The sequence below is a fragment of the Paenibacillus nanchangensis genome, assembly GCF_046543445.1.
GTDB lineage: Bacteria > Bacillota > Bacilli > Paenibacillales > Paenibacillaceae > Paenibacillus_AQ > Paenibacillus_AQ nanchangensis.
Genome location: NZ_JBHOFD010000018.1, coordinates 80443 through 107245 on the forward strand (window position 1 = coordinate 80443; position 26803 = coordinate 107245).

A 26803-nucleotide genomic window follows, 5' to 3' on the forward strand; every position below is an offset into this window, starting at 1 on the left:
CCTCCGAGAAAATACTTTGAACAGTTTCATTGTATTTGAAATGAAAGGGCTCTCAAACCGACTCTTGTCCGATTACAGGGTCATTTTGTTTGATTAACGCCGGGGACGGTTTTACCATTCCGCGACCGATCCGTCCTGATGCCTCCAAACCGGGTTTCTCCACCGGTGAGGCGCCTCGGCCGCCATTCTGATTACGTATTCTTCGTTGACGGTGATACCCAGCCCGGGGCCTTGAGGGATTTTCACAAATCCGTTGTTATAGGAGAACACGCCGGGATCAACAATATAATCCAGCAAATCGTTGCCGGCATTATAGTGAATCCCCAAGCTTTGCTCCTGAATCACCGCATTATGCGCCGTCGCGTCCACCTGCAGACAAGCAGCAAGCGCAATCGGGCCCAGCGGACAATGCGGCGCAACGGCAACGTCGTAGGCTTCCGCCATAGCAAAGATTTTTTTACATTCTGTAATTCCGCCCGCATGGGATAAATCAGGCTGAATGATATCGACGTATCCGTCCTGCAGCAAAGTTTTAAAATCCCAGCGGGAAAACATTCTCTCCCCGGTAGCGATCGGGGTACTGGTGTGGTTGGCTATGTCACGCAGCGCTTCGTTGTTTTCCGGCAGCACGGGTTCTTCGATAAACATCAGCTGATAAGGCTCAAGCGCTTTGGCCAGTACTTTGGCCATCGGTTTATGGATACGTCCGTGAAAATCAACTCCAATTCCGAAATCCGGCCCTGTTGCCGTCCGAATGGCAGCTACCCGCTCCACCACCTGATCCACTTTGGAATAACTGTCGATATACTGCATTTCTTCCGAAGCGTTCATTTTAACCGCCGTAAAACCGGCCAGCTGTTTCTCCAATGCCGCTCTGCCCACATCGCTTGGGCGGTCGCCGCCGATCCAGGAGTAAACGCGCATGGAATCGCGGCACGCTCCGCCAAGCAGCTGATGGACGGGCGCATGAAACGCCTTCCCCTTGATATCCCATAACGCCTGATCAATGCCGGCAATGGCGCTCATCAAAATTGGCCCCCCGCGGTAGAACCCGCTCCGGTACATGACCTGCCAATGATCTTCGATGCGCAGCGGATCTTTGCCGATCAGGTAATCCATTAATTCGTTGACCGCAGCCTGCACCGTATGAGCCTTGCCTTCGATTACGGGCTCTCCCCAGCCTACAATGCCTTCGTCGGTTTCAATTTTCAAAAACAGCCAGCGGGGCGGGACGATATAAGTGCTGTACTTCGTAATTTTCATGATTGATCTCTCCCTATTCTCTTGCTTGATGAATGGCATGTATGAACTGTTCCGCACGTTTGGTGATATCCTGATACCGCTCTTCTTCCACTGCCTGCTTATCAAGCAGCGAACTGCCCAGCCCTACCGCAACCGCACCCGCCCGAATAAACTCCGCCACATTATCCAGCGTAACTCCGCCTGTCGGCATCATCGGGATTTGGCCGAGCGGCGCAGACAATTCTTTTATGTAATTTACGCCCAGAGAAGAGCCGGGGAAAATCTTGAGCAGATCCGCACCCATCCGGTAGCCCTGCCATACTTCGGTTGGCGTCATCACGCCCGGAATGGAAATCACCTCATGGCGGACTGTCGTTGTTACCGTTTCTTCATCCAAAACCGGCGAAAAAATAAATTGCGCTCCGGCTTCAATTGCCTTCTCTGCGGTTTCTGCGTCCAGGACGGTCCCTGCGCCAACCAATACCTTTTCCCCGTATCGTTCGTTTAATAAGGCGATCAGCTCCAGTGCCCTGTCGCTGTCCACTGTGATCTCCAGCGCCTTTATTCCGCCCGCCACAAGGGCGTCCGCTATGCGCACAGCCTTGTCATACGGAGGTCTGCGTACAACGGCAACAACCCCTGAATCCTTAAGCAGCTTTACCTTTTCCTGTTTGTTCATTTTGCCCCCCCTTAACGCTCAACGTTTTGATAACCGGTTTGCCCGCTCAGCATGCTTTGCAGTTCTTCTTCATTGGGAAGCCCTTCGGTGTCCCCTCGGACGCCAACCACGATGGCACCTACGGCATTTGCCCTTAAGACGGCATCAGCCAGAGTGTCCCGGCGCAGCAGCCCGCTGATGAACCCGGCGGCAAACCCGTCTCCCGCCCCTACGGGATCTACCTCCTGAACGGGAATGGCAGGCACATGCCCCCGCTCCGTTGATGACTGATAATATGCGCCGTCCTTGCCAAGTTTGACGATAACCCCTGTAGCGCCAAGCTTAAGGAAAAATCCGGCGATTTCCTCAGGCTCCGGCCGGCCGGCCAAAAACTCGCCTTCATCCAATCCGGGAAGGATATAATCCGCCTTTCCAGCCAGTTCGGTCAGCCTCGCTTTGGCCGTTTCGCGTGTCCAAAGCTTCCATCTGATATTGGGATCAAACACAACGGTAACTTGATGGCGTTTTGCTACATCCATCGCGTGCAGCGTCAGCTCGTAGCAGCTTTGGCTCAAGGCTGGAGTAATCCCGGTAACATGCAGAATTTTGGCCTGGGCAATATAAGATTCATCCAGTTCCTCTTTCGTCATCAGGCTGGCCGCTGACCCTTGGCGATAGTAGTACACTTGAGTTTTTCCGGCGGACTTTCGTTCTTTGAAAAATACGGCCGTTGGGGCAGCATCGGTATAGGTACAGCGGGACGTATCCACGCCTTGACCCCGAACGCTCTGCAAAAGATATCGTCCAAAAGGATCCTGCCCCAGCTTGCTGAACCAGCCTGCAGAATGGCCTAATCTGGCCAGCCCGATCGCTACATTGGATTCCGCTCCCGCCATTTGTTTATGAAACTGATGTACGTATTCCAGCGGCAACTCCCGGTCCCCGCTAAACAGGACCATCGACTCGCCAAAAGTTACAACCTCCACCCGATCTCCTCCTTAGGTTCAGCAGCTGATAGGCTGCTTAACTAAATGCGAAAATAGATCATATCAATTTCACTCAACAGATAATGAACACGAAAAGAACTGATCTTTTTCGCATAATAAAGCAGTTAAAGTATAAAGAAAGAGCGTTTATGCAAAAATAGATAGTATGTTTATGCTGGTATCATATTATCTTTAAATTCCGATGTCAATATGTCTATTGCATTAGCGGGTTGAGGAAAGTCTATGCTAAAATGAGGATTATATATGAAGCACAGGGGACGCCGATGATGAAAAAAAGCACATTCACTACGACGATAGATTTGCTTAAAAAGAAAATTGTGGATGGAGAGTGGCCGCCCGGATCGAGGATCCCGACGCTTCAACAGATCTCGAAGGAGCTGGAGGTCAGCGTTACTACCGTCAGAGAAGCCTTGAGGGCACTTGAAAGCCAGGGGAATGTCAGTATTGAACACGGCCGGGGAATGTATGTCCGGAACGATCCCTTATTGCTGGAAGATCCTACGGCTGATTTAAAGGAACTCGGGGATATTTCGCTAGTTAAACTGCTGGAGGCCCGATTACTGATCGAACCGGAACTGGCCGCGTTGAGCGCCGAACGAGCCACGCCTGCCGAGGTTAAGCAGCTGCGGGAAATGGCGGATGCCATGGTCCGCCAAATGGAGGACGGCGGTCCGTTTCTGGACACCGATTTGTCTTTTCACCGGCTGATTGCCGGATCAGCCCAGCACCCCGTCCTGCTGCGGATGATGGAATCCATTTATCCCCTGCTGGCCGAAGGCCGCAAGCAAACCAACACCTTACCGCATATGAGAACCAAAGCTTCGAATTATCATATTTTAATCGCTATCGCTATCGAAGAACGGCACCCTGAGCAGGCCAGACAGCTGATGTATTATCATATCAATGACATGCTGCAAGCTTTAAAAAAGTGATTGGAACAAAAGAATGCAGTTTAGACGTGTACCGGAATCCATGGTCGTTGTGAACGGTCAACCGGGACACGTCTTTTTGCTGTTTACACGCACCCTTGTAGAAGGTTTAGAACAATTATTTACTACCAAGATGCGGGACCGATGCTTTTGAGCGGGAGGGGTTGTTGCATAGCATTGTTGCATAGCGCGTCGCCTTATAGCATTTGCGGTACAGCATTTGCGGTACAGCATTCACCCTATAACACTACCGGTAAAGATCATTCTATTTTGTTGTATTTACAACAAAATGAGTTTTGACTATACTTGTTATGGGTCACTGACTTTGTAATAGTCACAGATTTCGAAACGGTCTCTTTTTTTGTTATGAAGATTCCCCGTAAAAACATACTTGGGAAGGATTAAAAAATGTCTGAATCCAAAACAAATATCATAAACCACCGAGCCGGAATAACCCCCCGCTTCGCAAAGACAAAGAAATTTAACTTTATAACGTTTTTCCTTTTTTGCTGGGGGATTATGGTGCTGACGTTTGGAGTTTCCCTAACGATTCTCTCTGATCTTGGCGCTTCGCCATTTGATGCGCTTCTAGTTGGCTTATCCTCGAACTGCGGTTTTTCCGTCGGAACGTGGGAAGTGCTGATTGCCCTTCTGCTAATTGGCTGTAATTCGGGATTATCCCGGCAAAGACCAGAATTTCCAGGCTTGTTAACGGCTTGTATTACAGGTCTCGGCATCGATTTATGGCTCCATTTATTAACCCCTTTGATTCAGCCGGAGCTATGGCTTAGTAAGATTGTTTGTTATACTGCCGGAATCCTTACAATCGGGTTGGGAACATCCATCTATTTGTACACGAACTATGCGCCTACTCCGGTGGATCGGTTAACTTTGGTACTTCAAGCCGTAACCCGGCTTAATATTTTGTTTACTCGAACCATGATCTACCTGACTTTTTTGCTTGCCGCCCTTATTTTTAATGGCCCTATTGGCATGGGCACTCTGCTGACCGTTTGTTTGGGAGGTATCATTCTTAGTTTATTTATGCCGCTAACACAAAAAGTTTTGGACAAACTGCCGCATGGTAATACCCACCAGACAACTACCTAACTCTATCAAAAATGAACTATTACGAGTACACGATGTAAATAATAAGCGAGGGTGCACCATGTTAAACGCGGGGAACGAACAACCTTTATATATTCAGTTAAAAAAAGCAATCCAGTCCGCCATTCAAAACCGGACCCTCAAGGAAGGCGGCCAGATCCCGACCGAAACGGAGCTTAGCAGGATGTATTCGGTCAGCCGGATCACGGTGCGCAAAGCCGTTGCGGAGCTGGTTCAGGAAGGCTATCTGGTGAAGCGGCAGGGCAAAGGCACCTTCGTCAACACGTCCCGGGCCGATCGCAAAATCAGCCATGCCGCCAGCTTCTCCGCCGCGTGCCAAGCTAGCGGGCTTCCTTCCCAGAGTTTTGTGACCGAGCGCAAGCTTCTGAAGGCGGATCATGACACCGCCGAGCGGCTGCGGCTGCATCCGGGTGACCAGGTGCTGTACATCCAGCGCAAAAGATACGCCGGCGGCCTGCCGCTTATGCTGGAGAATAACTATTTTGACTACAGCCGGTTTGCGTTTCTGATGCATGAGCCGCTGGACGGTTCCCTTTATGATCTGCTGCGCACCAAATACCAGATCGATCCCGGCAAGCCGGGCGAAACGATCCTGAAGCTCGCGCTCGCGGATGAGCAGCAGGCCAATCTGCTGGAGATTCCGATTGGCGAAGCGCTTTTTTACATGAGAACCGTCATTTGCGATCAGAATAACCAGCCGGTTCATACGGGCAAGCAATATTTTATCGGCGGCCGGTATCAGTTTCTGCTGTAGCAATCCGCATAGTAAGTTATCCGCATAGGATTTCAGCAAAGCTGTATGTCGGTGTGAACTCCTTCTTTCGTAGTATGATTCTCGGTATAATGCAGAGAAAGCCGGAGTTATAGCGAAGGCGGCTGACATAACCTTGCTACTCCGGCTTTCTCTTAACTGTTATTTATTTAATACATCAAGTAGCAGTGAGATAATTTGCGCACTTTCTGCACGGTTCACAGTTTCATGAGGCATGAATAACTGGTTACCGCGCCCTTTAACTAATCCTAGCTCCTTTAAGGCAGCCACTGCATCTGCAGCCCAACCGCTTATTGTAGCGTCGTCTTTGAAATTGCTTTGGCGACGGTTAACAACATCCTCCTGTCCTGTATGAAACAGATATGCTTTGTAAATCATGGACGCCATTTCTTCACGACTTAGGGTGTCCTCCGGCGAAAAGGTATCCGTGCTTCTTCCGGTTACAATCCCCGCTTCGTATGCAGCTGCAATAGAAGAAGCATACCACTTCGTGGGTGCTACATCCTTGCATATGGTGAAATTCGCCCCTGTTATATCGAGTGTGCGAGTAATCAAGGAAGCGAACTCAGCTCTGCTTACCTTTTGCATTGGAGCGAATGCAGCTTCACTCACACCCAGAACAATTTGCTTCGCAGCCATCCTTTTTATAACATCATGGGCCCAATAGGAGGCATGGAAATCTTCAAATGATTTATCATAAGTAAGGATGGCATACTTACTGAAATGTCTTACACCTGCCGTCCATTTACCGTCCACATAGGTTCCACCCCTATATTCCAGTCTGCCGTCATCTGCGATGTAATAAATGCCCGTTAAATCTTGACGAGAATTCTCCAGCGCATTCAATCTGATAGTAACGGGTTGGGAAAACTTCTCGAGCGTTAGTTTCGTTCCATCGGGCTTTACAATAGACAATTTAAATTCGTAAATCTCTCCGGCCACTGAAATGGCTGCCTGATTTCTCTGACCAGCTTGCCTAACCAGCTCTTTGCTCTGCTCTGAAGTTAAAGTTTCCATTTCAAAGGAGATCTTTGCCTGCTGCAACTCGCTGCCGGTAACCATTGACTGTAAATCCTTTAATACGTCTGCGGGAATTTCAATTTCCACATCTGTATGTTTGATCTTCAGGGCATTCTTACCTTCATTTGCTGCCAGCGTCGCAAGGAACTGTACCTGTCGCTCTCCTTTTTCCATCTCGAATAACAAGCTGCCCTGACTGTCCGGTTTGCTTTTCTGATTTACAGGCTGACTCGGAGAACTGGTTGAATCGCTTGGACCGATTGGACCGGAAGGGTTTGTTGGGCCAGACGGGTCAGTTGGACCCGTTGGGCTGGTCGGGTCCGTCGGGTCAGTAGGATTTTGCACCTTAACCGGTACATTAAAATCATCCACGTTAATATGTCCGAAACCGCCTGTGGATTGGTCAACCACCTTAATATAAAGCTCCTGTCCGATATACTGCGATGCATCCCATATTTTACGTTGATACTCCTCATAATTCGTGGCTGTCTCTTTGAACAGCTCCTTTCCATCCGATGCCCGGACCAGCGCCACGTACAGCTTTTCGATATCGCGTCCGCCGCTGACCAGGAAGTTGATCTTGCCGTTCCCGCCAAGGACGAAAGGCTGTGATTTCAAGGTTCCCGTCAAGCTGTCGCCGCCAGCCTCCTCATTAAAGCCCCACAAATGATAGCCGCCAGGAATCTTATGCGACGGATTGAAATAGATCGTCTCCCAGAAAAACTGTTCATCCGTTACATGAACATCCTGAAAGGCGTCTCCTTCTGTAATCCAGCCCGATAAGTCTCCTGTGGCAAAATCATGGTTAGGCAGATCCGTAATATCGGTGTATACAGAATTGTCCCAGTTGTCAGGCACATCAACAGGAGCAGCCGGTTCACCTGTCAAAGCATTCATATTCCATACTTCCATCGACTTGACCGTAATATCGTTGTCGGCCCACACCTTGAGGCCCAAGGAATCATATCTTCCTGTATAGACACGTGTGGTCAATTTTTTCTTGTAATTCGCAAAAGCTTCTACAACCGAGCGGTCCAGATAAATATGCAGCTTCAGATTCTCTCCGTCCAAATCCACATATCCGCCCTGAATACCGTCACCGCGCACATCCGGGTCAATGCTGCTCTTGGTCCGGTCCACGTTAAAGGTTCCATCCGTCTTGTCGTAGTAAATCAGCGTTTCCTCTTGGCCGTTATCGGAGCGCCGTACTTTAAGTCCAAATTTCTGTGCTTCGCCCGGATCAATCTCCATCACAATTTCCAGCAGGTCGCCTTTGACATTTTGAATCAATTGATTGGCCTTCTCCAGATTTTTGTCCGCAAAATCAACCAATTTGGCACCCCGCAGACTCTGTAATTCCTGAATCGGCTCAATGCGCAGCTCATCCTGCTCATCCAAACTCAGAGAAACCGGCAGCGCCAGATTATGAGCCCATCCGGCTTGGTATTCAGCCTGCGGTGTTCTTACATTCTGCACCATGGAGAACACGACCGTTCTTCCGTCAGGGGTGACCATACCGCTTTCTGCGGTTAAATAGCCATCACCCACATCCATTTTGGATGGAGCATCCTGATCGGGTATGAATTTAAAGTGATCCCGGTCCCAGGTTCCAATCCAATAGAACACCTCAACATCTCTTTTCACATCGTTCGCCGGCGGAACCTGCTCCGGTTTCTCATGCGGATTAATCATAAAAATATACTTTTGCTTGCCTGTGCTATCCTGTCCTAACGGCAGCAGCACCGGCAGTTCCCATACCGTACCAAGTTCGGGATACAAGTTTCTGTCACTGATGTATAGTGGCCCCTTATACTCCCAGTTGTACATATCGTTGGATTCATATACCAGAGCCGTGCCGCTGCTGAAATCTTTCAAACCGGAGGTTACCAGCTGATACCACTTATCCGTCTCTTGGTCATACCACACAAACGGGTCCCTGAACTCATTATGGATACCGTTACCATTCTGCTCCGTAACCGGTTCAGGGTACTTCTCCCACTTCTCCAAATTAGGATCCGACAAATCAGCCGGTGTTGCCAGCCCTGTTCGCTGGTTCGGCGATAAAGCGTCATTACCGGCGGTATAGAAGAGAACAGGGTTGCCATCCCGGTCATAGGCTGCGCTTCCCGACCATGCGCCATCAGGATCAAGAGTACCTGCTTCAGGTGCAAGCGCGAGCCTCACATTCTCCCAATGCACCATGTCGTCACTCACCCAATGCCCCCAGTGGATTTGGTGCCAATACGGACCTTGCGGATTATGCTGATAGAACAAATGATATTTGCCGTTATAATAAATCGGCGCATGCGCTTCATTCATCCAGTTTTGCGGAGGCATCGCATGGTATTGCGGACGATGCTGATCTCCGTCGAACACACTGGGGTCCTCATCGATATCCCCATTTGGAATGTCCGGAACCGCGCCGCCGTGAAGCGTTTTTACACTCTCGTATTCAGCAAGGATCTCCTGGCTCGTGAGCGCTGTGTTCTGCAGTTTCACCTCATCGATGAGTCCGCTGAACATGTTGTAAGAGAATAGGCCTGCGAACTCTACGGATTTATTATTTTTACCGATCATCAGGCTTGCTGAAGAGGATGTGATCGGAACATTAATGGGGGTTGCCTGGGAGGCAACCTGCTCACCGTTCAGGTATAATTTAATCTCTCCAGTCCCCTTGTCGAAGGTGGCGGCGATATAATTCCACTTATATTTCTCAAGCGGATGATCGTTAACCCATACCTGAATCCACTGACCGCCGATTCCTGCCTGCATGGACCATGTGCCATGCCGGTACATGCCAAGCGCAAAGCCTTCAGCCTTATCCTGATCAGATTGATTCACGATGGCAGACAACTTATTGCCGTCTCCCCACTCATAGCTGCGCGGAGCCACCCAGGCTTCGATCGTTAGAGCATCGCTTACGGGGATGGTATTCTTCGCGTTAACCTCAATATCATTCGAGTACCCGTCAAACAGCAGGGCGCCGCCCTTTACTCCGCGAGGAGTCCATCTCGGATCCTTGGAGGCCATGTATCTGGCGTTGTTAAATACGTAGTTGACCTCATGCTCCAAATTGCTTACTTGCTCCAACGCCTTCTTTCCTTGGCCTTCATCGAAATTCATATAGAAAATGTTGCCCGTACCGTTTGCCTGGAAAGCATCAACTGAAATACGTGACTGATTCGACCGATCGACAACCTTGATATAAAGCCTCTTATTATAATGTTCGTACACATTCCAAGTGATATTGTCATTTGCACTCACATTACCGGTTTGTTTAAGCAGTTCGTTCGTGCTTGCATCATATAGTGCGACATAGACGTCCTCAGGATGAACGATGTCTACAACGGAAAAGGTAATGGTTCCATTCCCTTTAAGGGTGAAGGCGCTGGAAGTGATTGAACCCTCCCCTTCCACACTGGACTTGGCATAGAAGCTGCCTTCTTTACCGGCAGCGGATTCATCCGTCACTTGAAAGGCATCTCCGTCAACCGTCCAGCCTTCAAAAGTTCCAGTCTCAAAACCGCGGTTCGCAATTTCGGTCGGGATAATATTGTCAGCCATAATCCCCTTATCAGGAACCATTTCATTAAAGGTGTGGAAAGCATCCGCAAAAATCACACCCCAATCCGAGAGTGCATGGTCGACGATCTCGATATATAGTCTTTTGCCGATGTACTTGGACAGGTCGGCTTTATATTCTTGCATATTCGCGAGCCTCATGCCCTGCGCCGGATCCGGAAAGCCAGAATCGTTAAACTCGCTGTTTCCATATCTGGCAATCAGTTTTCCCGTATCCGCATCGCTAATGCTGACATAGGCCTGATCCGTGTGCTTGCCTCCGCCCAGTCTGAAGGTGATCCAGCCTGTTCCTCCTAGCTCAAAAGTGCTGGAACGAAGCACTCCTGTTGCCGCTTCATTGTATTTCCAGCCGTTTAAATGATAGGTGCCCTCCTGGTTATACGGGATTTGTTCCGCCCACCAGGTAGTTTCGTCCGATACGCTGTCCGTCCCAAACGCTTCACCTTCCATAACGGTCCACCCGGTCAGATCACCGGTTTCAAAGCTTGGATTCTCGATTTGGTAGCGCTTGAAGTCCGGCTTAATATCCGTGGCTACAACGCCTTCAGCCGGCTCTGATTCATGATACATAAAGAATGCATCAGCAAAAATCAATCCCCAGTCCGAGGTTGCATTATCTACGATCTCAACATACAGCTTCTTGCCCAAGTATTCGGAAAGATTAGCCTTGTATTGCTCCATATTGGCAAGCCGCATTCCCTGAGCGGGATTCGGAAAACCAGCGTCTGAAAATTTGTTATTGCCATACCTGGCAATGACCTGACCCGAATCGGCTTCTACGATATTTACGTAAGCCTTGTCAGAATTTTTGGCGGCGCCGAGCTTAAAACTGATCCAGCCGCTGCCGCCCAACTCGAAGGTGCTGGACCGGAGCACTCCTGTTTCACCCTCGTTATATTTCCAGCCGTTCAAGTGATAATTCCCTTCTTGGTTATACGGGATTTCTTCCGCCCACCAAGTGGTTTCGTCCGATACGCTGTTCGGTCCAAACGCCTTCCCCTTGATAACGGTCCAGCCTGTCATGTCTCCTGTTTCAAAACCCGGGTTGATAATTTCATAGACGGAATCTGTAACCAAGACACCCAAACCATCATTTGGACTCTGATAAACCGCATCCGTAACGGACGGTCCTATCGCCTTTGAAATAGATATATTCTCTGCTGTAACTCCTGCTGCGGCAGAAATTCCTGGAGCTACAAGTTGAAGGATCATAACCACAACAGCCATTCTCGAGATCAATATATTACTTCTTTTGTATTTCATCAATGAGCCTCCTTCGTTCATTCTTATTCATACAAACTTTTATTCGCAATTTGCAAATTGCTCTACTATACATGAATGCATAATAATGAAATAAGAACAGACTCAATTAAAGCGCTTACACAAAGGCTAGTGACGTATAAAGTTTACTATTATACGGTAAAGAGCGCCGAAGCGCTCCCGTTACCATATGGACTGCATCTCCCATATTTCCATCGACTTCACCAGTAGATCGCCATCTCCCCAGATCTCTAGTCCCATGGCATCCAAGCGGCTCGGATATACCCGGGTCGTCAAGCTTTTTAATCCGTTGGCATACACTTCGACCATTGATCGGTCCAGATAGAGATGCAGCTTCAGATTCTCTCCTGACAGCTCCAGCTTCCCGCCTTGGATCCCTTTACACCTTTCACCGGGATGCAGTGTTGTTTTGGTCCGGTCAACCAATAGCATCGCATCGTTTATATCGTAATACAGCAGTGTTTCTTCCTCACCACCCGGCGACTGCCGGACCTTGAGTCCGAGTTGGTTGGCGCTGCCCGGCGCAAGCTCCAATTGGATCTCGAGCATATCGCCTTGAATCTCCTTGAGCAGATCATTTGCTTCAGCTAATGTCTTGTCCCGAAGCGATAGCCGATTTTCGCCGCGCAGCGATTGAAGCTCTTGAATCGGCTCGATTCCCAGCCGTCCATCCTCTCTCAAATATACGCTTAGCGGAAGGCCGCCGTTATGAGCCCAGCCCGATTGGTACTCCAGTTCGGATGTACGGTCTCCTTGGGCGATTGTAAAAATGATGTTCCTGCCGGTTACCGGATCGACCATGCCGCTGGGACCGGTAAAATGGAAATCGCCGACATCAATCAATTGAGGTTCCTCATGATCCGGCAGGAATGACAGGCTGGTTTGGTCGAGCTTCCCGATCCAATAAAACACCTCGACATCAGCACCCGCTCCAACAGGGCTGACCAGCAGAAGATGCTTGAAATCGCCATGCTTGTCGGCGCCAAGAGGAAGCAGGACAGGAAGCTCCCAAATGGGCCCAAGATAGGGGAACTTCTGAATATCCGCTTGAAAAAAAGGACCTTTGTACGTCCAATTCAACATATCTTCTGAAGCAAAGGCCAACGCTGCGCCGCCTCCTCCTTCCATCCTCGATCCGACCAGGGCATACCAGCCGTCCGCATCCTTCCATACAAACGGATCACGGAAATCTCCGAATGCTCCTATTCCCTTCTTCTGTACAATAAGCGGCTCGGGATGTTTGACCCACCGGACCAGATCAGGGTCTTTGTCTTCGGAATAGGTGCTTCTTGCAAGCGCGACGCTTTGGTTTGGAGAAGCACTGTCATTGCCCGCTGTAAAAAACAAGACAGGAAGGCCGTCCGCATCATAGGACGCGCTTCCGGACCATATGCCGTCCGGTGCAAGCTGATCCTTCTCAGGCGCCAGAGCTATGGGCAGATCACGCCAATGCACCAGATCCTTGCTCACCCAATGTCCCCAATGGATATGATGAAAAAACGGCCCCTGAGGGTTATGCTGATAGAATAAGTGATATTGTCCTTCAAAATAAACCGGCGCGTGCGGCTCGTTCATCCAATGAGCCGGCGGGCTGACATGATATTGCGGTCTGTGCCGGTCTGCCAGCAAAGGTGTACGGTCCAGTTTAATTTCGTCATATTGCAATGGCGGCCGGACGCCTCCATGTGCTGAATCCAGCACATCCTGATAAGAAGAGGCCACCTCTTCCGCACTAAGTGCCCGGTTATAGAGTTTCAGTTCATCCATAATGCCGCTAAACATATGAAGGCTGAAGACTCCCGCGAGCGAGCTGCTGTGATTATTTTTCCCAATAAGCAGATCTGTGCCCGCTGCCTCAACCAGACGCGAACCGCGGGTAAGAACTTCCGAAGCAATTTCGCAGCCATTCAAATACAGCTTAAGTTCGCCCTCATCCCCATTAAACACGGCATTTACGTATGACCATTCATTTTTGGGCAGTTCATGGCCGTCCGGCGACCAGATTTCCTTCCAGTCTCCTCCCTCCAGTCCGATTTGGAAGGACCATGAGCCATGACGGAACATGCCAAGCAGATACCCCTGCTTACGCTCCTTATCGTAGCGGTTCACTATGGCGGCCAGTTTCCCTTCATGCCCCCATTCAAAAGTACGCGGCGCAATCCATACACCGATACTTAATGCGGACAAATGATTAGGCCCGCCACTTTGATTGTCTTCGTGAGCGGGATGAACAATATAGGTTGAGTAGCCATCAAACAGGAGCCCGCTCCCCGTTACCCCTCGTCTCCATTGCGGAGCGCAAGGTTCGGTAAACTCTGCCTGGTTAAATACATAGCGGATATCATTAAGGGTCTTGGATACCCCCTCCATAGCGCTTGCTCCGGTTCCTTCATCAAATGCCCAATGCATTAATAATCCCCGGTTATCTGTTGTGACGCTCATGCATCATCCCCCTTTGATTCCTGCCCTCTACTTTCCTCTTTGTCATGAATAGACTTAAGCAAATGGACTTGGAGCGAGTTCAGGACAACACGGCCTGCTTCTGTTTTCACCTCAATGTTTTCTATTGGAGCATCAGGAAAAAACTGATCGGTCAGCACAACCAACCCGTTGTTCGCAAACACTTCAACCGCGTTACGGTCCAGCCAAATCTGCAGCTTGATTCGTCCGTCTTCAGCTGCAAGGCTTGCTCCGTGCCGGCTCGCAAAAGACGGATGGAAATCCGTTACTCCCGATTTCGAACGGTCTATAAACAGCCATTCCTTAGCCGGGTTATATCCGATAACCATTTCGCTATGTTCAGAGGATCGCAGATGAATCTGCACCTTGTCTCCAGACTGGACATCGATCTCCGCTTCCATCTCTATCAGTTCGGTCCCCGTTTTTTGACTGAACGGATTCTCGGGGGTAATTTCAACCTCATTCCAGATCATAGAGTCTGCGCGCAGCTGCTCTACTTCCCGGACAGGCGTTTGGGTTAGAACTACGCTCCCTTTCTTGCTGGTCAGCGACAAGACGCGAGGCAAAGTCATTGCGCCTCTCCATGAGCCGGTTGGTGTCTCGTTGGCGTACTTCCAGTTGCTCATCCACCCGATGAGTACACGCCGTCCATCCTGCTCGGGTAGATCCGACCACGTAACTCCTGCATAGTTGTCTCTGCCATGATCCAGCCACAGGATATGATCAGCCGGGTTATCATTAATGAACGTGTTTCCATCGAACTCTCCAACAAAATATTGCGTACGCGATCCTTCCGGACAGTCCGGATTATCCCCAATGCTTATGATAAGCACCCATTTGGTACGACCGGTGTCATCCACCGGCAGTTCAAACAGATCCGGGCATTCCCATACGCCGTCATGCGAACCTTCTCCTCTGCCGAACTCACCGGTCAGTGTCCATTCACGCAGATTGGGAGATGCATAAAACCGTGCATGGTCTCCCGCAACAATAACCATAATCCACCGCTCACTTTGCGGATGCCAAAATACCTTCGGATCCCGGAAGTCAATAAGTTCCTCTTCGGAGAGCACCGGATTTCCGTCATACTTGTGCCAGGTTTGGCCTTTATCGCGGCTGTAAGCCAAGCTCTGCCGCTGGCGCGGCTGCCCGGTCTCCGGATGGGTGTCCGCATGGGTAAAGATCGCAACGAGTCCAGGGGAATCTTCAAATAAACCGCTGCTATTGTTCCAGTCCACTACGCAGCAGCCGGAAAAAATCGCGCCATGCTCATCCGGGAATAAGGCAACCGGGGCATGCTCCCAGTGAACCAGATCCCGGCTTACCGCATGCCCCCAATGCATGGGTCCCCATTTATTGCTGTAAGGATGATATTGATAAAAGAGATGATAGCTTCCCTCATAATAGACTAAACCGTTTGGATCATTTGCCCAGTTGGAGGAAGGTGAAAAGTGAAACCCCGGTCTGAAACGTTCCTCCGTATTTTGCTCTCCGGACTCTATCATCTGGTTAATCTCGTTTGTCGTCGGCATGGACCCCAGAGCCCCCTTTCGTGTTGTTACTAACGCTCCGCCGGCATTGGCAAAAGTCAGCATCTCAATCATTTGCTGGTTGGTCAGCTCATGTAATGAACTTCCACTTCCCAGGATTTTATACAGCAAGCAGCCCAAAAAAGCATCGCCGGCTCCTGTGGTGTCGATGGCCTTGACCTTAAACCCGGGCACGTATCCATCCTGACCAGCCAAACGGTAATAGCAGCCTTTGTCCGCTAAAGTAACGACGATCAACACGATACCGAATTGTTGCTGGAGCTCTAGTGAACCTTTTTCCACCTCGCTGGTGCCTGTAATAAAAGTAAGCTCTTCTTCCGAGATTTTCAGGATATCGGCATAATTTAAGCCCCAAACAATATTTTGCCTCGCTTCCTCTTTACTCTCCCATAACGCAAACCGGATATTTGGATCAAATGAGAGCAGAGCTCCGGCTTCCTTGGCCTGAACAACTGCCGTTTGGGTAGCTGAGCGGGCAGGCTCCTGGGTCATGGATAACGAGCCGAAATGAAGTACCCTACTGGCTTCAATACGCTCGAGAGGGAGATCCTGCGGGTGTAAAAATGTATCCGCTCCCGGCTTCCGAAAAAAGCTAAACGTTCTGTCCCCCTGATCATCGAGATGAACAAATGCCAGGGTTGTACCCGCTCCATTAGTTGTTGAAACTCCTGTAACATCTACCCCGATGCTGAGCAAAGTATTATGCAGCAATGCACCAAATTGGTCTTCGCCCACCTTGCTGATCAGCGCCGATTTGGCACCCAGGCGGGACAGCGCCGCGGCTACATTAGCCGGAGCACCACCCGGATTGCATTCAAACTGCTCGTTCCCCCCGGCTGTACGGCCTGCTGGAGTAAAGTCTATCAACGCTTCTCCGATAGAAATCACATCAAGCACAATTTCTCCCCACCTATCTTCTATTTATTTCTTCAGATTTGCGTTATAACGATCCAATCCGTTCTGATAAATCTCCATCAATTCGTTCAGACCCATTTTTTCCAGGGTCTTTACATAGTTGTCCCATTCTTCATCAACGCCGCCATCCACAATAAATTTTCCTCTTTGGGTATTTACATACTTGATTAGTTCAGGCTCAATCTTGTTGATGGTGTCCAGTTCTTCCGGCTCAAAGAAAATACTCGGATAGTTTTCCTTTTCCATAAACGGGTTGTAGTATTTCTCCAGATCATCGGCACGCTGTTGTGCCCGGGGTTCCAAATCGACAACTTTTCCGAAGTCATCAATCGTAATGACGCCAGGTGCACCCGATCCCGGGGCCACCTTTTGACGGAATTCACCGGCTGAGGTTCCCTCAGGAAGCGGCAGATTCACAAGTTTTCCGTTTTCGTCCTTTTTGTATACGACATCCAGCGGGCCCCAGTGGATTTGAGCGGCCATGTAAGGTTCAAACTGCTGGTCGATCCAACGCATTGTGATTTCCGGGTTTTTGTTTGCTTTTGTAATGACAAAGGATCCGCGTCCAGGCCCGCCGCCGTTGGCGCGTCCAATCATTTGTTCCCCGTTCGGGCCTTTGAGCGGAGACAGAAGTACATAATCTTTGGCGCGTTCGGGTCCGACAACTTCTTCAACTTCCCACCAAATATAAGAACCCAAAGTTTCTTCTGTTGTCTTTCCTTTGGCCAGATATTGTGCTGCGTCTTGAGTAAAGGATTCCGGATCAATCAGGCCCTGTTTGTACCACTTTTCATGGAAGTATTTCAGAGCTTCCTTATATTCGGGCTGGGTTGCGGTAAAAATCACTTTCCCGTCGCGGACCACCCGGTGCTCCAGGTTATCCGGAAGCCCAAAAGCTCCAAAGAGACCGGCAATATCCATACACCACTGCATGTGCATGAAACTTAACGGGATTTCATCCTGCTTCCCGTTGCCATTCGGATCTTGATTTTTGAAAGCAAGCAGCGCTTCGGTATACTCATCCAGTGTTTCGGGTACTTTCAGGCCTAGCTTATCCAGCCAGCTCTTATTGATAACGTGAAAAAAGGGATTGGTTCCAAGGTTGTTTTCTTCCCAGGATGGCAGCCCATAGATATGCCCATCCGGCGCTGTGAGCGAGGATTTAATATCGGGACGGCGCTCAAGAAGCGCTTTCAAATTAGGCGCATATTGATCAATTAAATCCTCCAGCGGGATTAGGGTTCCGTCTTCACCATAGTTGATTAGCTCGTAATCGGTAAATCCGGCGGCATAGAAGGCGTCCGGTAAATCTCCGCTCGCGAGCAGCAGGTTTTTCTTTTCGGCATAATCGGTATCGGGGATATTTTCCCAACTAATCTTTACGTTGGTCTCCTTTTCCAACCGCTTAAAGATTTCCATTTCAGAGAACTCTGGCGCCAATGCTGCCTTCGGTGAAACCATTCTTAATGACACGGCTTCCTTAACAATCGGAAGTCCCGTCTGATTAAAATTCGCTTTTGTTTGTTCAGCATTTACAGCCTGATTCTTTGACCCGCCATTGTTCCCGGAGCAGCCGCTTAGCGCAAATGCTCCGGCCAGTGCCAGAATCCCCGCATTTTTGAATAAAGACTTCATTTCACATAACCTCCCTTTTTAATCATCCCAATCGCCTATATTTCCGCTTGCTTCCCTGCCCCTACCGTATGGAATAACAAATCTCTGGAGCACATCCCCCCTTTCAAGCACCGGTATCCCCAAAGCTCAACTCCATAGCCTCAAGCCTCAGCCCTTAATCGATCCGATCATCACGCCTTTGACGAAATACTTTTGCAGGAAAGGATACAAAATGAGCAGTGGTAAACTGGATACCATGATGACGCCGTATTTGATCAGTTCTGTAACGCGCATTTTGGCTGCGTAGGATTCGACATCGATCATCATGCCCGAATTGACCTGATTCTGAACCAGAATATTGCGAAGCACCAATTGCAGCGGGTATTTGCTTTCATCGTTCAGATAAATTAAGGCGTCGAAAAATCCGTTCCAGAAGCCAACAACATGATACAGCACCATGACCGCCAAGATGGACTTCGACAAAGGCAGGACAATGCTCCAGAAGAATCGGGTGTTGGAACATCCGTCAATGGATGCCGCTTCCCACATTTCATCCGGTATGGTTGACTGAAAAAAAGTTCTGACAATGATAACATTGAACACGCCGCCGGCTCCGGGAATCACAAGGGCCCACATCGTGTTAAGCAGGTGCAAATCCTTAATCAGCAAATAGGTGGGAATGAGCCCTCCGCTAAAAAACATCGTAACCAGCAAAAACCACATAATTACGGATCTGCCCGCCAAATCTTTCCGGGCTAACGGATAGGCCGCAAACACCGTTACAGCTACGCCGATGATTGTTCCCAGCGTTGCATAATGAATGGAATTGGCATAGCCGATCCATATGGACGAATCACTAAAAATCCGCTCATATCCATCCATCGTGAATCCCTTCGGAAACAACCATACTTCACCTGAGTAGATAGAATTGGGATCACTGAATGATGCAACGAGTACAAAATACAACGGGTATAGTACAAGCAGCATAATGACGGTCAGCAAAAAGTAGTTGATGATATCGAACCATATGTCCCCTCTGCTCTTGCGTTTCAATAGTTGGCTCAATGTTAGCCCCTCCTTACCACAGACTGGTTTCTGTCATTTTTTTAGCGATCCGGTTAACGGTGAAAATCAGGACAATGTTAATAAGTGAGTTAAACAGGCCAACCGCGGTGGAGAAGCTGTATTGAGCCTTCTGAATCCCCATTTCATACACATAAGTCGGGATAATATTGGAGGTAGCGTAGTTCAAATCGCTCTGCATCAAAAATGCCTTTTCAAAGCCGATGCTCATGATATTGCCGAGCGCAAGGATCAGCAGGATGACGATGGTCGGCAGGATGCTCGGAATATCCACATACCATACCCGCTTCCATTTGCTTGCTCCATCCATAATTGCGGCCTCATGCAGTTCAGGATTGACTCCGGCAAGGGCAGCCAGATAAATAATGGTGGAGAAACCCGTTTCCTGCCATATCCCTGATAAAATATACAAAGGACGGAACCAGCCTTCATCGGCCATAAACAGAATAGGATCGCCGCCAAACCAAGTGATGATGTGGTTTACAATTCCACTGTTCGGTGATAAAAAGACATTTAGCATGCCGACAAGCACCACGGTAGATATAAAGTGCGGCGCGTAAATTACCGTCTGCACAAATTTTTTGTAGGTTTTGCCCAACATCTGATTCAGCATAATCGCAATGATGATCGGAGCCGGGAAACCAAACAACAGGGATAAAAAGCTGAGGGAGAGTGTATTCGTGATGATGGTCCAGAAGTTATAAGATTCGAAAAAATCGATAAAATGTTGGAACCCTACCCATTCACTTCCCCAGATCCCCTGGCTTGGTGAGAAGTCCTTAAAAGCAATTTGCACTCCGTACATGGGGTAGTACTTGAATACGAGATAAAGAACAACGATTGGCAGCAAAAACAGATATAATTCATAATTTCGTTTGAAACGATTCCACTTTTTGCGAGTCGGTTTGATTACCGGGTGATCCGGCGCACTGATTCTTGTGCTCACACTTATACTCCCTTTCACTGTTAAGTACCAGCCAACTTGAAACGTTTCCAATTTTACATGAGAATCATCATTTACAGTCATTTCCTTAGGAGGGGGACCGTCATCGTTTCGTTTAACCTCTAGAAGAACTGAGTATTTTTCACTTACTGAGTATTTTCACTTTATGTGAAACGTTTCCAATTTGCGCAAGGAAAAACGTCAGCTTGTATCCTCACCAATGAACTGATGTTTTTCCGCTCCTAAGGAGATCATGTAGTTTCACCTTGCCGGAAGGTGACAGGAAGTCGATACACCTGCTTATCCAAGGTAATCCCGTCAATCTTGTTATAGAGAAGTCTGATTGTCATCCGCGCCATTTCTTCCACAGGCTGCCTGATCGTTGACAGGATAGGATGAAAATAAGGATGATCCTGAATGCCGTCATAACCAATGACCTTTACATCCTCCGGAACACGAATCCCTTGTTTACGTGCTCTTTCGATATAATTGGCGGCCAGCATATCGGTAATCGCAAAAATCCCGTCCACATCGCCGTGTTTATTAAAGAATTCGCCAAAATAGGCACTATCGTCTATAATGGGATCCGGTTTTTCGTAGACCACATAATCAACGCCTAAACCCTCCGCCTCATCAACAAACCCTTTTCTCCGATTCATGGTTTCACTGAAAACAGAGGTGACGCTTCCTATAAATGCCAGTTTTTTCGCCCCGGCTTGAACAAGCTCCCTTAAGGCCAGCCGTCCTCCCTCATAATTATCCGAGGTCACACAGGTGATCTTTTTGTTAAAATGTCTGTCGATGCTTACAATTGGAATGTCGTTGCTAACATTATTTTCGATATCATTGTAAGTTATGCCTACGATACCGGCCACTTTGTTTTGCCGGAGCATATCCACATAATACAGTTCCTTTTCCGGTTTGCCGCCGCTATTGCACAGCATAAGCTTAAAGCCTTCCCGGTCCAATTCATCTTCAATGTAGTAAGCCAATTCGGAAAAAAACGGGTTCCAGATGCTTGGGAGCAGCAATGCCACCATCTTCGATTTCTGCATTTTGAAATTTCTAGCCACTTCATTAGGAAAATAATTTAGTTCTTGTATAGCCTGCTCCACTTTTCTGCGTGTGTCGGGTTTTACCGCTCCAGAGTTGTTAATGACTCTCGAGACGGTTCCCACAGCAACGCCAGCTAAGTTAGCTACGTCTTTAATGCTTGTCATTCAGCACCCCCGAACTCTCTTGTGAAGTTATAATAACACTAAGTTGGAAACGTTTCAATATCAAAATTGGAAACGTTTCAAATTTAGAACTGCAAAATCGAAACTATAGTAATTTTCTAAAATTGCATTTTATGGTAAGTAGGAGATCGGTTCATAGATTGAAGACGGCTTCTGAAGCATTATAAGGCTCTTCATAAAAGCCGAGCTGGATCAACCCAAGGTTATTCTCCCGTTTGGACTGCTTGCGGGTTCGTCTTCATAAATCTCTATCTCCCCTAGTTGGGGTTTATTTCAAATTTCATTAATACAAACGGATGGCAATTCCGGAAAACATTTCTGTCGATTTAATCAATTAATCCCACTATACTATTAGAGAGATAACCCGACTTTGCTCTGGGGGTGTATGGACAAGTCTATGCTCAAATCCAAGCTGTTTTATTATCTGTTATTACTGTCACTCCTGGCCCTGGCAGCCGTCTTTGTCTTCAACACCCGTACAAATGAGCGTGGAACCAGAAATGAAGCAGCCCAATCACCGCCGCCGGCCCCTGGCCGTCCTGATCAGATCAGCATTCTGATCGAAAACTCCTATCTGCCCTATATGAGGCAAATTGCTGCGCGGTATGAAGAGCAATACGGGATCAAAGTCGAGATCCGCTCCACCGATATCAACTCGCTGCATGACCAGATAGAAGACAGCATCCTGCGAGGAGGCACAGATTTGGATCTTATCCAGGTCGATACGGTCTGGACCACCGAATTCGCCAGAACCGGCTTGCTTGAGCCTCTGCGGAATTATGTCTCCGGAAGCGTAATTGACAAATTGGTCCCCATTGCTTATAACCAGCGGGTCATCAGCAATGATTTGTATGCGCTTCCGGATTTATATGCCTTCCCTGTCCTTATGGAAGAGAAGTTTCTCTACTATAATGAAACAATGCTGAAAAGCGCCGGCATTTATGCTCCTCCAGCCACCTGGGAGGAACTGAAAGACATGGCGAAGTACATTCAGGATAAGGGGCTTGCCAAGTACGGCTTGATCTGGAGCTGGAAGCCTGGCGAAGGCCTGATCACCGATTATACGCTGCTGGCCAACGCCCTTGGCGTGCAGGCAAAGGATGCCAACGGCCGCTGGGTATTTAATGAGGGCGGCGGCGTGCAGGCGCTGGAATTCATGGTGAACACCCTGCGGAGCAGCGGTTTATCTGATCCGGCTTCCCTAACTGCAGGTGAAATGTCGGCTATTGAGACCTTCGCGGAGGGGAAGCTGCCTTTTTTGATCAGCTGGGCTTATGCCGATCCGATCCTCAGCCGCAAACCCGGCTTTAAAATGGCGCTCGTGCCCGGTTTCGAGGGATATCAAAGAAGCTCCACCGTTACCGGGGGCGGCGCACTCGGCATTACCCGAACCTCACGTCATAAAGACTGGGCCTGGAAATTTATTGATTTGACGATCAGCCTGAGAAATGAAGTGTCCGCCAAGGACCAAATTGGAGGCCTTTCAGTCTGGAACGAGCAGGTCGACCAGTTCGAGAATGAGGAAAAATACCTGAACCGGAACCTGATGACCGAGCAATTCGAATATGCGATCAACAGGCCGAGCATGTCATCTTATGTGGAGTGGTCCAATGTGCTGCAGGATGCCATCACCTCGGCGCTCACCGGCAAGAAGACAGCCAGGCAGGCGCTGGATGAAGCCAAGGCGGAAATCGAAAAGCAGGGCATCAAATAAAAAATCTCTATCCCCGCTTATTTTGCCAAACCGGCCGGGGATAGAGATTTTTGCTGTGCGCCCTCTTGGCGTTATAACGCATTGCACCGGGGGCCGAACAAGGTTTCTTTATATTCCGAAGGCGTCATTCCATAATATTTTTTGTACACCTGTCCGAAGTATTTGCCGTCCGCGAACCCGACCCGGCGGGCAACTTCCAGTACTGTCAAACGCCGGCTGCCGGTGAGTAATTGCTTGGCCTTTTCCACCCGTTTTAGCGACAGGTATTCATTAAAGTTAGTCCCCAGCTCTTTTTTAAACATTCTGCTAAGATGGCTCGCGCTCACATGGAACAAGTCTGCTGCCAATTGAAGATTCAGCTCGGCTTCGGCATAATGATCATCTACATACCGGGCGATCCGCTCCGCCAGGCTTCTTCCCATCGCTTCTTCCTTCCTCCATAACGCCTCCTCGCAGGCCAAGGCCGTAATCCGGCTTAACAGGTCCGTGTATTCTTCAAAGGTCCGCAGGCCGGTGATTCCCGCAATGGCATCCGTGATTTGGTCCTTTACCTTCCACTCCGGCACATGCTTGGACAGGCCGAGCAGGAAGTCAAGACAGCTGTTCAAGGCGATACTTTTATTCCTGCCGGCTCTAATGCCTGCCGTGAATTCATCCAAATACCGTTTCGCTTTTGGCTCGTCACCGTCAAGTATTGCCTCAAACCATTCCGCATCCATGCGGCTCAAGGGAGGCCTGCCAGAGCTGCTCTGAAGTGCATCCTGCAGCTTTGGCATCAGGCTTCCCCAGAACACCTGGGTCTCGAGCAGCTTGAGCGCATGCTGGAAGGAGCTGTACAGCTCGCTGATCTCCTGGAAGCTGGTGCCGATGCCGACGCTGATTTGCTTTTTTAAATACATTTCGATGTTCTCCAGACATTCGGTTGTCGCCTCCACCACTCTTTTGCGGATAATCACCTGCTGCAAGCCGGGATCTGACTTAACGACGACAACGCTCTTCCCTTCCATATCCACGATGGAGGTCGCCATTTGGAAGCGGCGGTACGTTTCATTCACTATATTGTTGACGGCATACTGATACAGGGAGGCATACTCTTCATAAGAAAGATCCGAGGGATTATACATCTCAAATACCACAACCGTACCGCAGCCGAGCTGGATACCGTAATCCTTCAGCTTTGTACGCATAGCGGCCATATCCTTATTGCCGTTCACAATCACATTCATGAGGATGCCCGTCTCTACGATTTCCGCGTTCTCCCGCTTGGAGTCGCTGGCTGCCTGCAGCAGAGAAGCCTTCTTGCTGTTGATCCTGTCCACCGCCTTAAGAATGCAGGCATTCAGGTCCGGAATTTTGATTGGTTTGAGCAGATAATCGAATACTTGATGCCTTACTGCGGTACGGGCATAGTCGAATTCACTGTATCCGCTGAGGAGAATCGTGATTATCCCAGGATAATGACTTTTGATATGCTCGGCCAGCTCCAGCCCGTTCATCCCGGGCATCTTGATGTCGGTAATGACGATATCCGGCTTAAAGCGTTCAATGACTTCTATGCCTTCCAGTCCGTTGGCGGCCGTCCCGCATACGGTGCAGTTCAGCTTGCCCCAGTCCACCTTCTCACTCAGACCCCGGCTTACGATGTCTTCATCATCCACAATCACGATTTTATACAATGTCCTTCCCACCTTCATCCGCAGTATTAGAAGACGCAGTTACCTTCTCCATTACAGGCACTATAATCTCAACAATGGTCCCGCTGCCTGGCATGCTGTTAATCGTCAGACCATAGCTTTCGCCAAACAGCATTTGAATTCGTTTGTGGACGTTTTTCATTCCGTTGCCCGTCCCTTTGGCGCTGCCGAGGTCCACCTCGCCCGTGAATTCCAGCAGCCGGTCCCGCTTCTGTTCCTCGATCCCGACACCATCATCAATCACCCGGAATCTTACGCTCCCTCCATCCATAATCCCGATGATGCTCAGGTTGCCCGGACCGACTTTATTCTCCAGACCGTGCACAAACGAATTCTCCACAATGGGCTGCAAAATAAACCTGGGAATCCATAGCTCCGCAATGTCCTCGTCCAAGTGGATCGAAACCGTGATCCGACTCTCAAAACGGGTCTTCTGAATAGCTAAATAAGCATTGATATATTCCAGTTCCGAGCGGACCGGCACCATTTCCCGGTGATCGGCCAGGTTCGCCTTCAACAGCTGCGCCAGAGAGATAGTCACATTTTCGATCTTGTCATTCTCACCGTACATCGACAGCCAGCGGATCGTATCCAGCGTATTGTACAAAAAATGGGGATTAATCTGGGCCTTAAGCGCCCGGTATTCGGATTCACGCTGAGCCAGCTCCTTCTGGTACACCTCGGAGATCAAATAATTGATCTTGCCCATCATCTGGTTGAAGCTGCGCCCGAGCCGCCCGAACTCATCCCTCCGGTTGATTCTGACCTGCTGATCGAAACGGTCTGTCTCCACCTGATCCATAACCCGCTTAAGCGCGTGGAGCGGAGCGATTAAGCGGCTGGCCGTGAACCAGGTCAAGAGGATGCCCAGCAGCACGCCGATCACTCCAATCGCGGTGATCCAGCGTCCGATAAGCTCCGTGCCTTTAGAGATTTCCTTAAGCGGCACAAGCGAGACTACTCTCCACCCTTCCTGGGCCGATACGAAGGTGGTGAACAGCATTTTTCCGTACGGCTCCATATTCAATAAAGAAGGCTCCTCGGCGGATTGCAATTTTGCGCGGCGGAGCAGATCTCCCACGTGGATATCAGGAACCTCGCTGCTGCTGACAACGATACGGTCCTGCTCGTCAAACACATAGCTGTAGCGGTAAGGCTCGGATTGGAGACGCTGCTTTAAATAATCGTCCTTGAGCGAAATCGTTATATAACCGAGCATCTTAAGCGAATCCCGTTCGCGGATGGCTCTTTCGATATAAATAACTCCTTTGTTGACCCTCCAGGTGATTCTTCCCACATTGTCATAACGCTGTTTCTTCAACTGGGACTGTACATCGTCCTTATTGTTCACACTCCCGGAAGTGTTATAGTTTAGCTTGACCAGGAACTGCTGCGTATTGAAGAGATAGACGGTTTCCAGCTTATCGGTGGAGTACAGGATTTTGGAAACGACCAGCTGTTCCAGCGCGCTCAACTTCTCATAGGTAAGCTGGTTCGTCTGCAGCAGCATCGACTGGATTTCTGAATCTTCGGTAATGCTGTCCATCAGCTTGCCCATATACGAAATGGCATCGTCCATATTCTCGCTGATAAATTGCACTTTCTGGGTATCATTTGTCTTGGCGTCGTTAAGATGAAAATTAATGGAAACCGCGTAAGTGACCATCTCGATGATAGCGATTACAAGAATCAGCATGACTACAACCATCAGAATCATCTTGCGCTTTACGCTGGAAGACAGGTAGGTAAGCAGTGCGCGCCTCAATATCCAGCAGCTCCTTCAAACATAGGTTGTACCTATACTACCAAGAATCCTTTTACATGTTAACAAACAAAATTAACCTGTCTGCCGCAAGTCCATAATCCGCACATTGATATGCTCGGCTGACCGGGTCGGTCTGCCTGGCCGGCCTGCCGCGTATCCAACATGGATCACCTTTATTCTCCACATAGTGAAAACAGCCGAACGCCCC

Annotated in this window: 16 protein-coding genes; 4 read left to right on the forward strand and 12 right to left on the reverse strand. The window is 49.1% G+C overall.

Annotated features, from left to right (window positions below):
* Positions 1-111 precede the first annotated feature (111 nt).
* Genes dgoD through ACE6ED_RS15850 form a run of 3 tightly spaced genes read right to left on the reverse strand, consistent with a single transcriptional unit; the run spans position 112 to position 2886 of the window.
* Positions 112-1263 (reverse strand): galactonate dehydratase, encoded by a 1152-nt coding sequence (gene dgoD / locus ACE6ED_RS15840; RefSeq protein ID WP_410828162.1) that lies wholly within the window; start codon positions 1261-1263, stop codon positions 112-114.
* A 13-nt stretch (positions 1264-1276) separates the two neighbouring features.
* Positions 1277-1921 (reverse strand): bifunctional 4-hydroxy-2-oxoglutarate aldolase/2-dehydro-3-deoxy-phosphogluconate aldolase, encoded by a 645-nt coding sequence (locus tag ACE6ED_RS15845; protein WP_410828163.1) that lies wholly within the window; start codon positions 1919-1921, stop codon positions 1277-1279.
* 11 nt (positions 1922-1932) lie between these two features.
* Complete coding sequence (locus ACE6ED_RS15850; protein WP_410828164.1) at positions 1933-2886, reverse strand: sugar kinase; 954 nt, start codon at positions 2884-2886, stop codon at positions 1933-1935.
* A 284-nt stretch (positions 2887-3170) separates the two neighbouring features.
* Here ACE6ED_RS15850 and ACE6ED_RS15855 point away from each other — a divergent pair, with 284 nt between their 5' ends.
* The 3 genes from ACE6ED_RS15855 to ACE6ED_RS15865 all read left to right on the forward strand — a co-directional run bounded on the left by ACE6ED_RS15855 (position 3171) and on the right by ACE6ED_RS15865 (position 5718).
* The gene (locus ACE6ED_RS15855; RefSeq protein ID WP_410828165.1) at positions 3171-3839 is read left to right on the forward strand and encodes a FadR/GntR family transcriptional regulator; all 669 of its coding nucleotides are present in this window, start codon (positions 3171-3173) and stop codon (positions 3837-3839) included.
* A 486-nt stretch (positions 3840-4325) separates the two neighbouring features.
* Positions 4326-4946: a YczE/YyaS/YitT family protein gene (locus ACE6ED_RS15860; RefSeq protein WP_410828214.1), complete on the forward strand. Its 621-nt coding sequence runs from the start codon at positions 4326-4328 to the stop codon at positions 4944-4946.
* Between the two features lie 58 nt (positions 4947-5004).
* Positions 5005-5718, forward strand: coding sequence for a GntR family transcriptional regulator (locus ACE6ED_RS15865; RefSeq protein WP_410828166.1), 714 nt, complete (start codon positions 5005-5007; stop codon positions 5716-5718).
* Between the two features lie 159 nt (positions 5719-5877).
* Here ACE6ED_RS15865 and ACE6ED_RS15870 read toward each other — a convergent pair whose 3' ends face one another.
* The 7 genes from ACE6ED_RS15870 to ACE6ED_RS15900 all read right to left on the reverse strand — a co-directional run bounded on the left by ACE6ED_RS15870 (position 5878) and on the right by ACE6ED_RS15900 (position 21404).
* Positions 5878-11601: a GH32 C-terminal domain-containing protein gene (locus ACE6ED_RS15870; protein ID WP_410828167.1), complete on the reverse strand. Its 5724-nt coding sequence runs from the start codon at positions 11599-11601 to the stop codon at positions 5878-5880.
* A gap of 180 nt (positions 11602-11781) precedes the next feature.
* On the reverse strand, positions 11782-14061 hold the full coding sequence (locus ACE6ED_RS15875; RefSeq protein WP_410828168.1) for a GH32 C-terminal domain-containing protein: 2280 nt from the start codon (positions 14059-14061) through the stop codon (positions 11782-11784).
* On the reverse strand, positions 14058-16526 hold the full coding sequence (locus ACE6ED_RS15880; protein WP_410828170.1) for a PfkB family carbohydrate kinase: 2469 nt from the start codon (positions 16524-16526) through the stop codon (positions 14058-14060). Before ACE6ED_RS15880 ends, ACE6ED_RS15875 begins: the two co-directional genes overlap by 4 nt.
* A 24-nt stretch (positions 16527-16550) precedes the next feature.
* Positions 16551-18179: an ABC transporter substrate-binding protein gene (locus ACE6ED_RS15885; protein ID WP_410828171.1), complete on the reverse strand. Its 1629-nt coding sequence runs from the start codon at positions 18177-18179 to the stop codon at positions 16551-16553.
* Between the two features lie 147 nt (positions 18180-18326).
* Positions 18327-19223, reverse strand: coding sequence for a carbohydrate ABC transporter permease (locus ACE6ED_RS15890; RefSeq protein ID WP_410828172.1), 897 nt, complete (start codon positions 19221-19223; stop codon positions 18327-18329).
* A 13-nt stretch (positions 19224-19236) separates the two neighbouring features.
* Positions 19237-20187 carry an ABC transporter permease gene (locus ACE6ED_RS15895; protein WP_410828173.1) on the reverse strand — a complete coding sequence of 317 codons (951 nt, stop codon included), beginning with the start codon at positions 20185-20187 and terminating at the stop codon, positions 19237-19239.
* Between the two features lie 248 nt (positions 20188-20435).
* Positions 20436-21404, reverse strand: coding sequence for a LacI family DNA-binding transcriptional regulator (locus tag ACE6ED_RS15900; protein ID WP_410828174.1), 969 nt, complete (start codon positions 21402-21404; stop codon positions 20436-20438).
* A 403-nt stretch (positions 21405-21807) separates the two neighbouring features.
* Between ACE6ED_RS15900 and ACE6ED_RS15905 the strand changes: the two genes are divergently transcribed.
* Positions 21808-23136 (forward strand): extracellular solute-binding protein, encoded by a 1329-nt coding sequence (locus ACE6ED_RS15905; protein ID WP_410828175.1) that lies wholly within the window; start codon positions 21808-21810, stop codon positions 23134-23136.
* 71 nt (positions 23137-23207) lie between these two features.
* Here ACE6ED_RS15905 and ACE6ED_RS15910 read toward each other — a convergent pair whose 3' ends face one another.
* Both ACE6ED_RS15910 and ACE6ED_RS15915 read right to left on the reverse strand, forming a co-directional pair.
* A complete protein-coding gene (locus tag ACE6ED_RS15910; protein WP_410828176.1) occupies positions 23208-24812 on the reverse strand; it encodes a response regulator in 1605 nt (534 codons plus the stop codon).
* Entirely contained in the window at positions 24805-26595 is a 1791-nt protein-coding gene (locus tag ACE6ED_RS15915; RefSeq protein ID WP_410828177.1) for a cache domain-containing sensor histidine kinase, read from the reverse strand. The genes ACE6ED_RS15910 and ACE6ED_RS15915 overlap by 8 nt, the downstream gene beginning before the upstream one ends.
* Positions 26596-26803 lie beyond the last annotated feature (208 nt).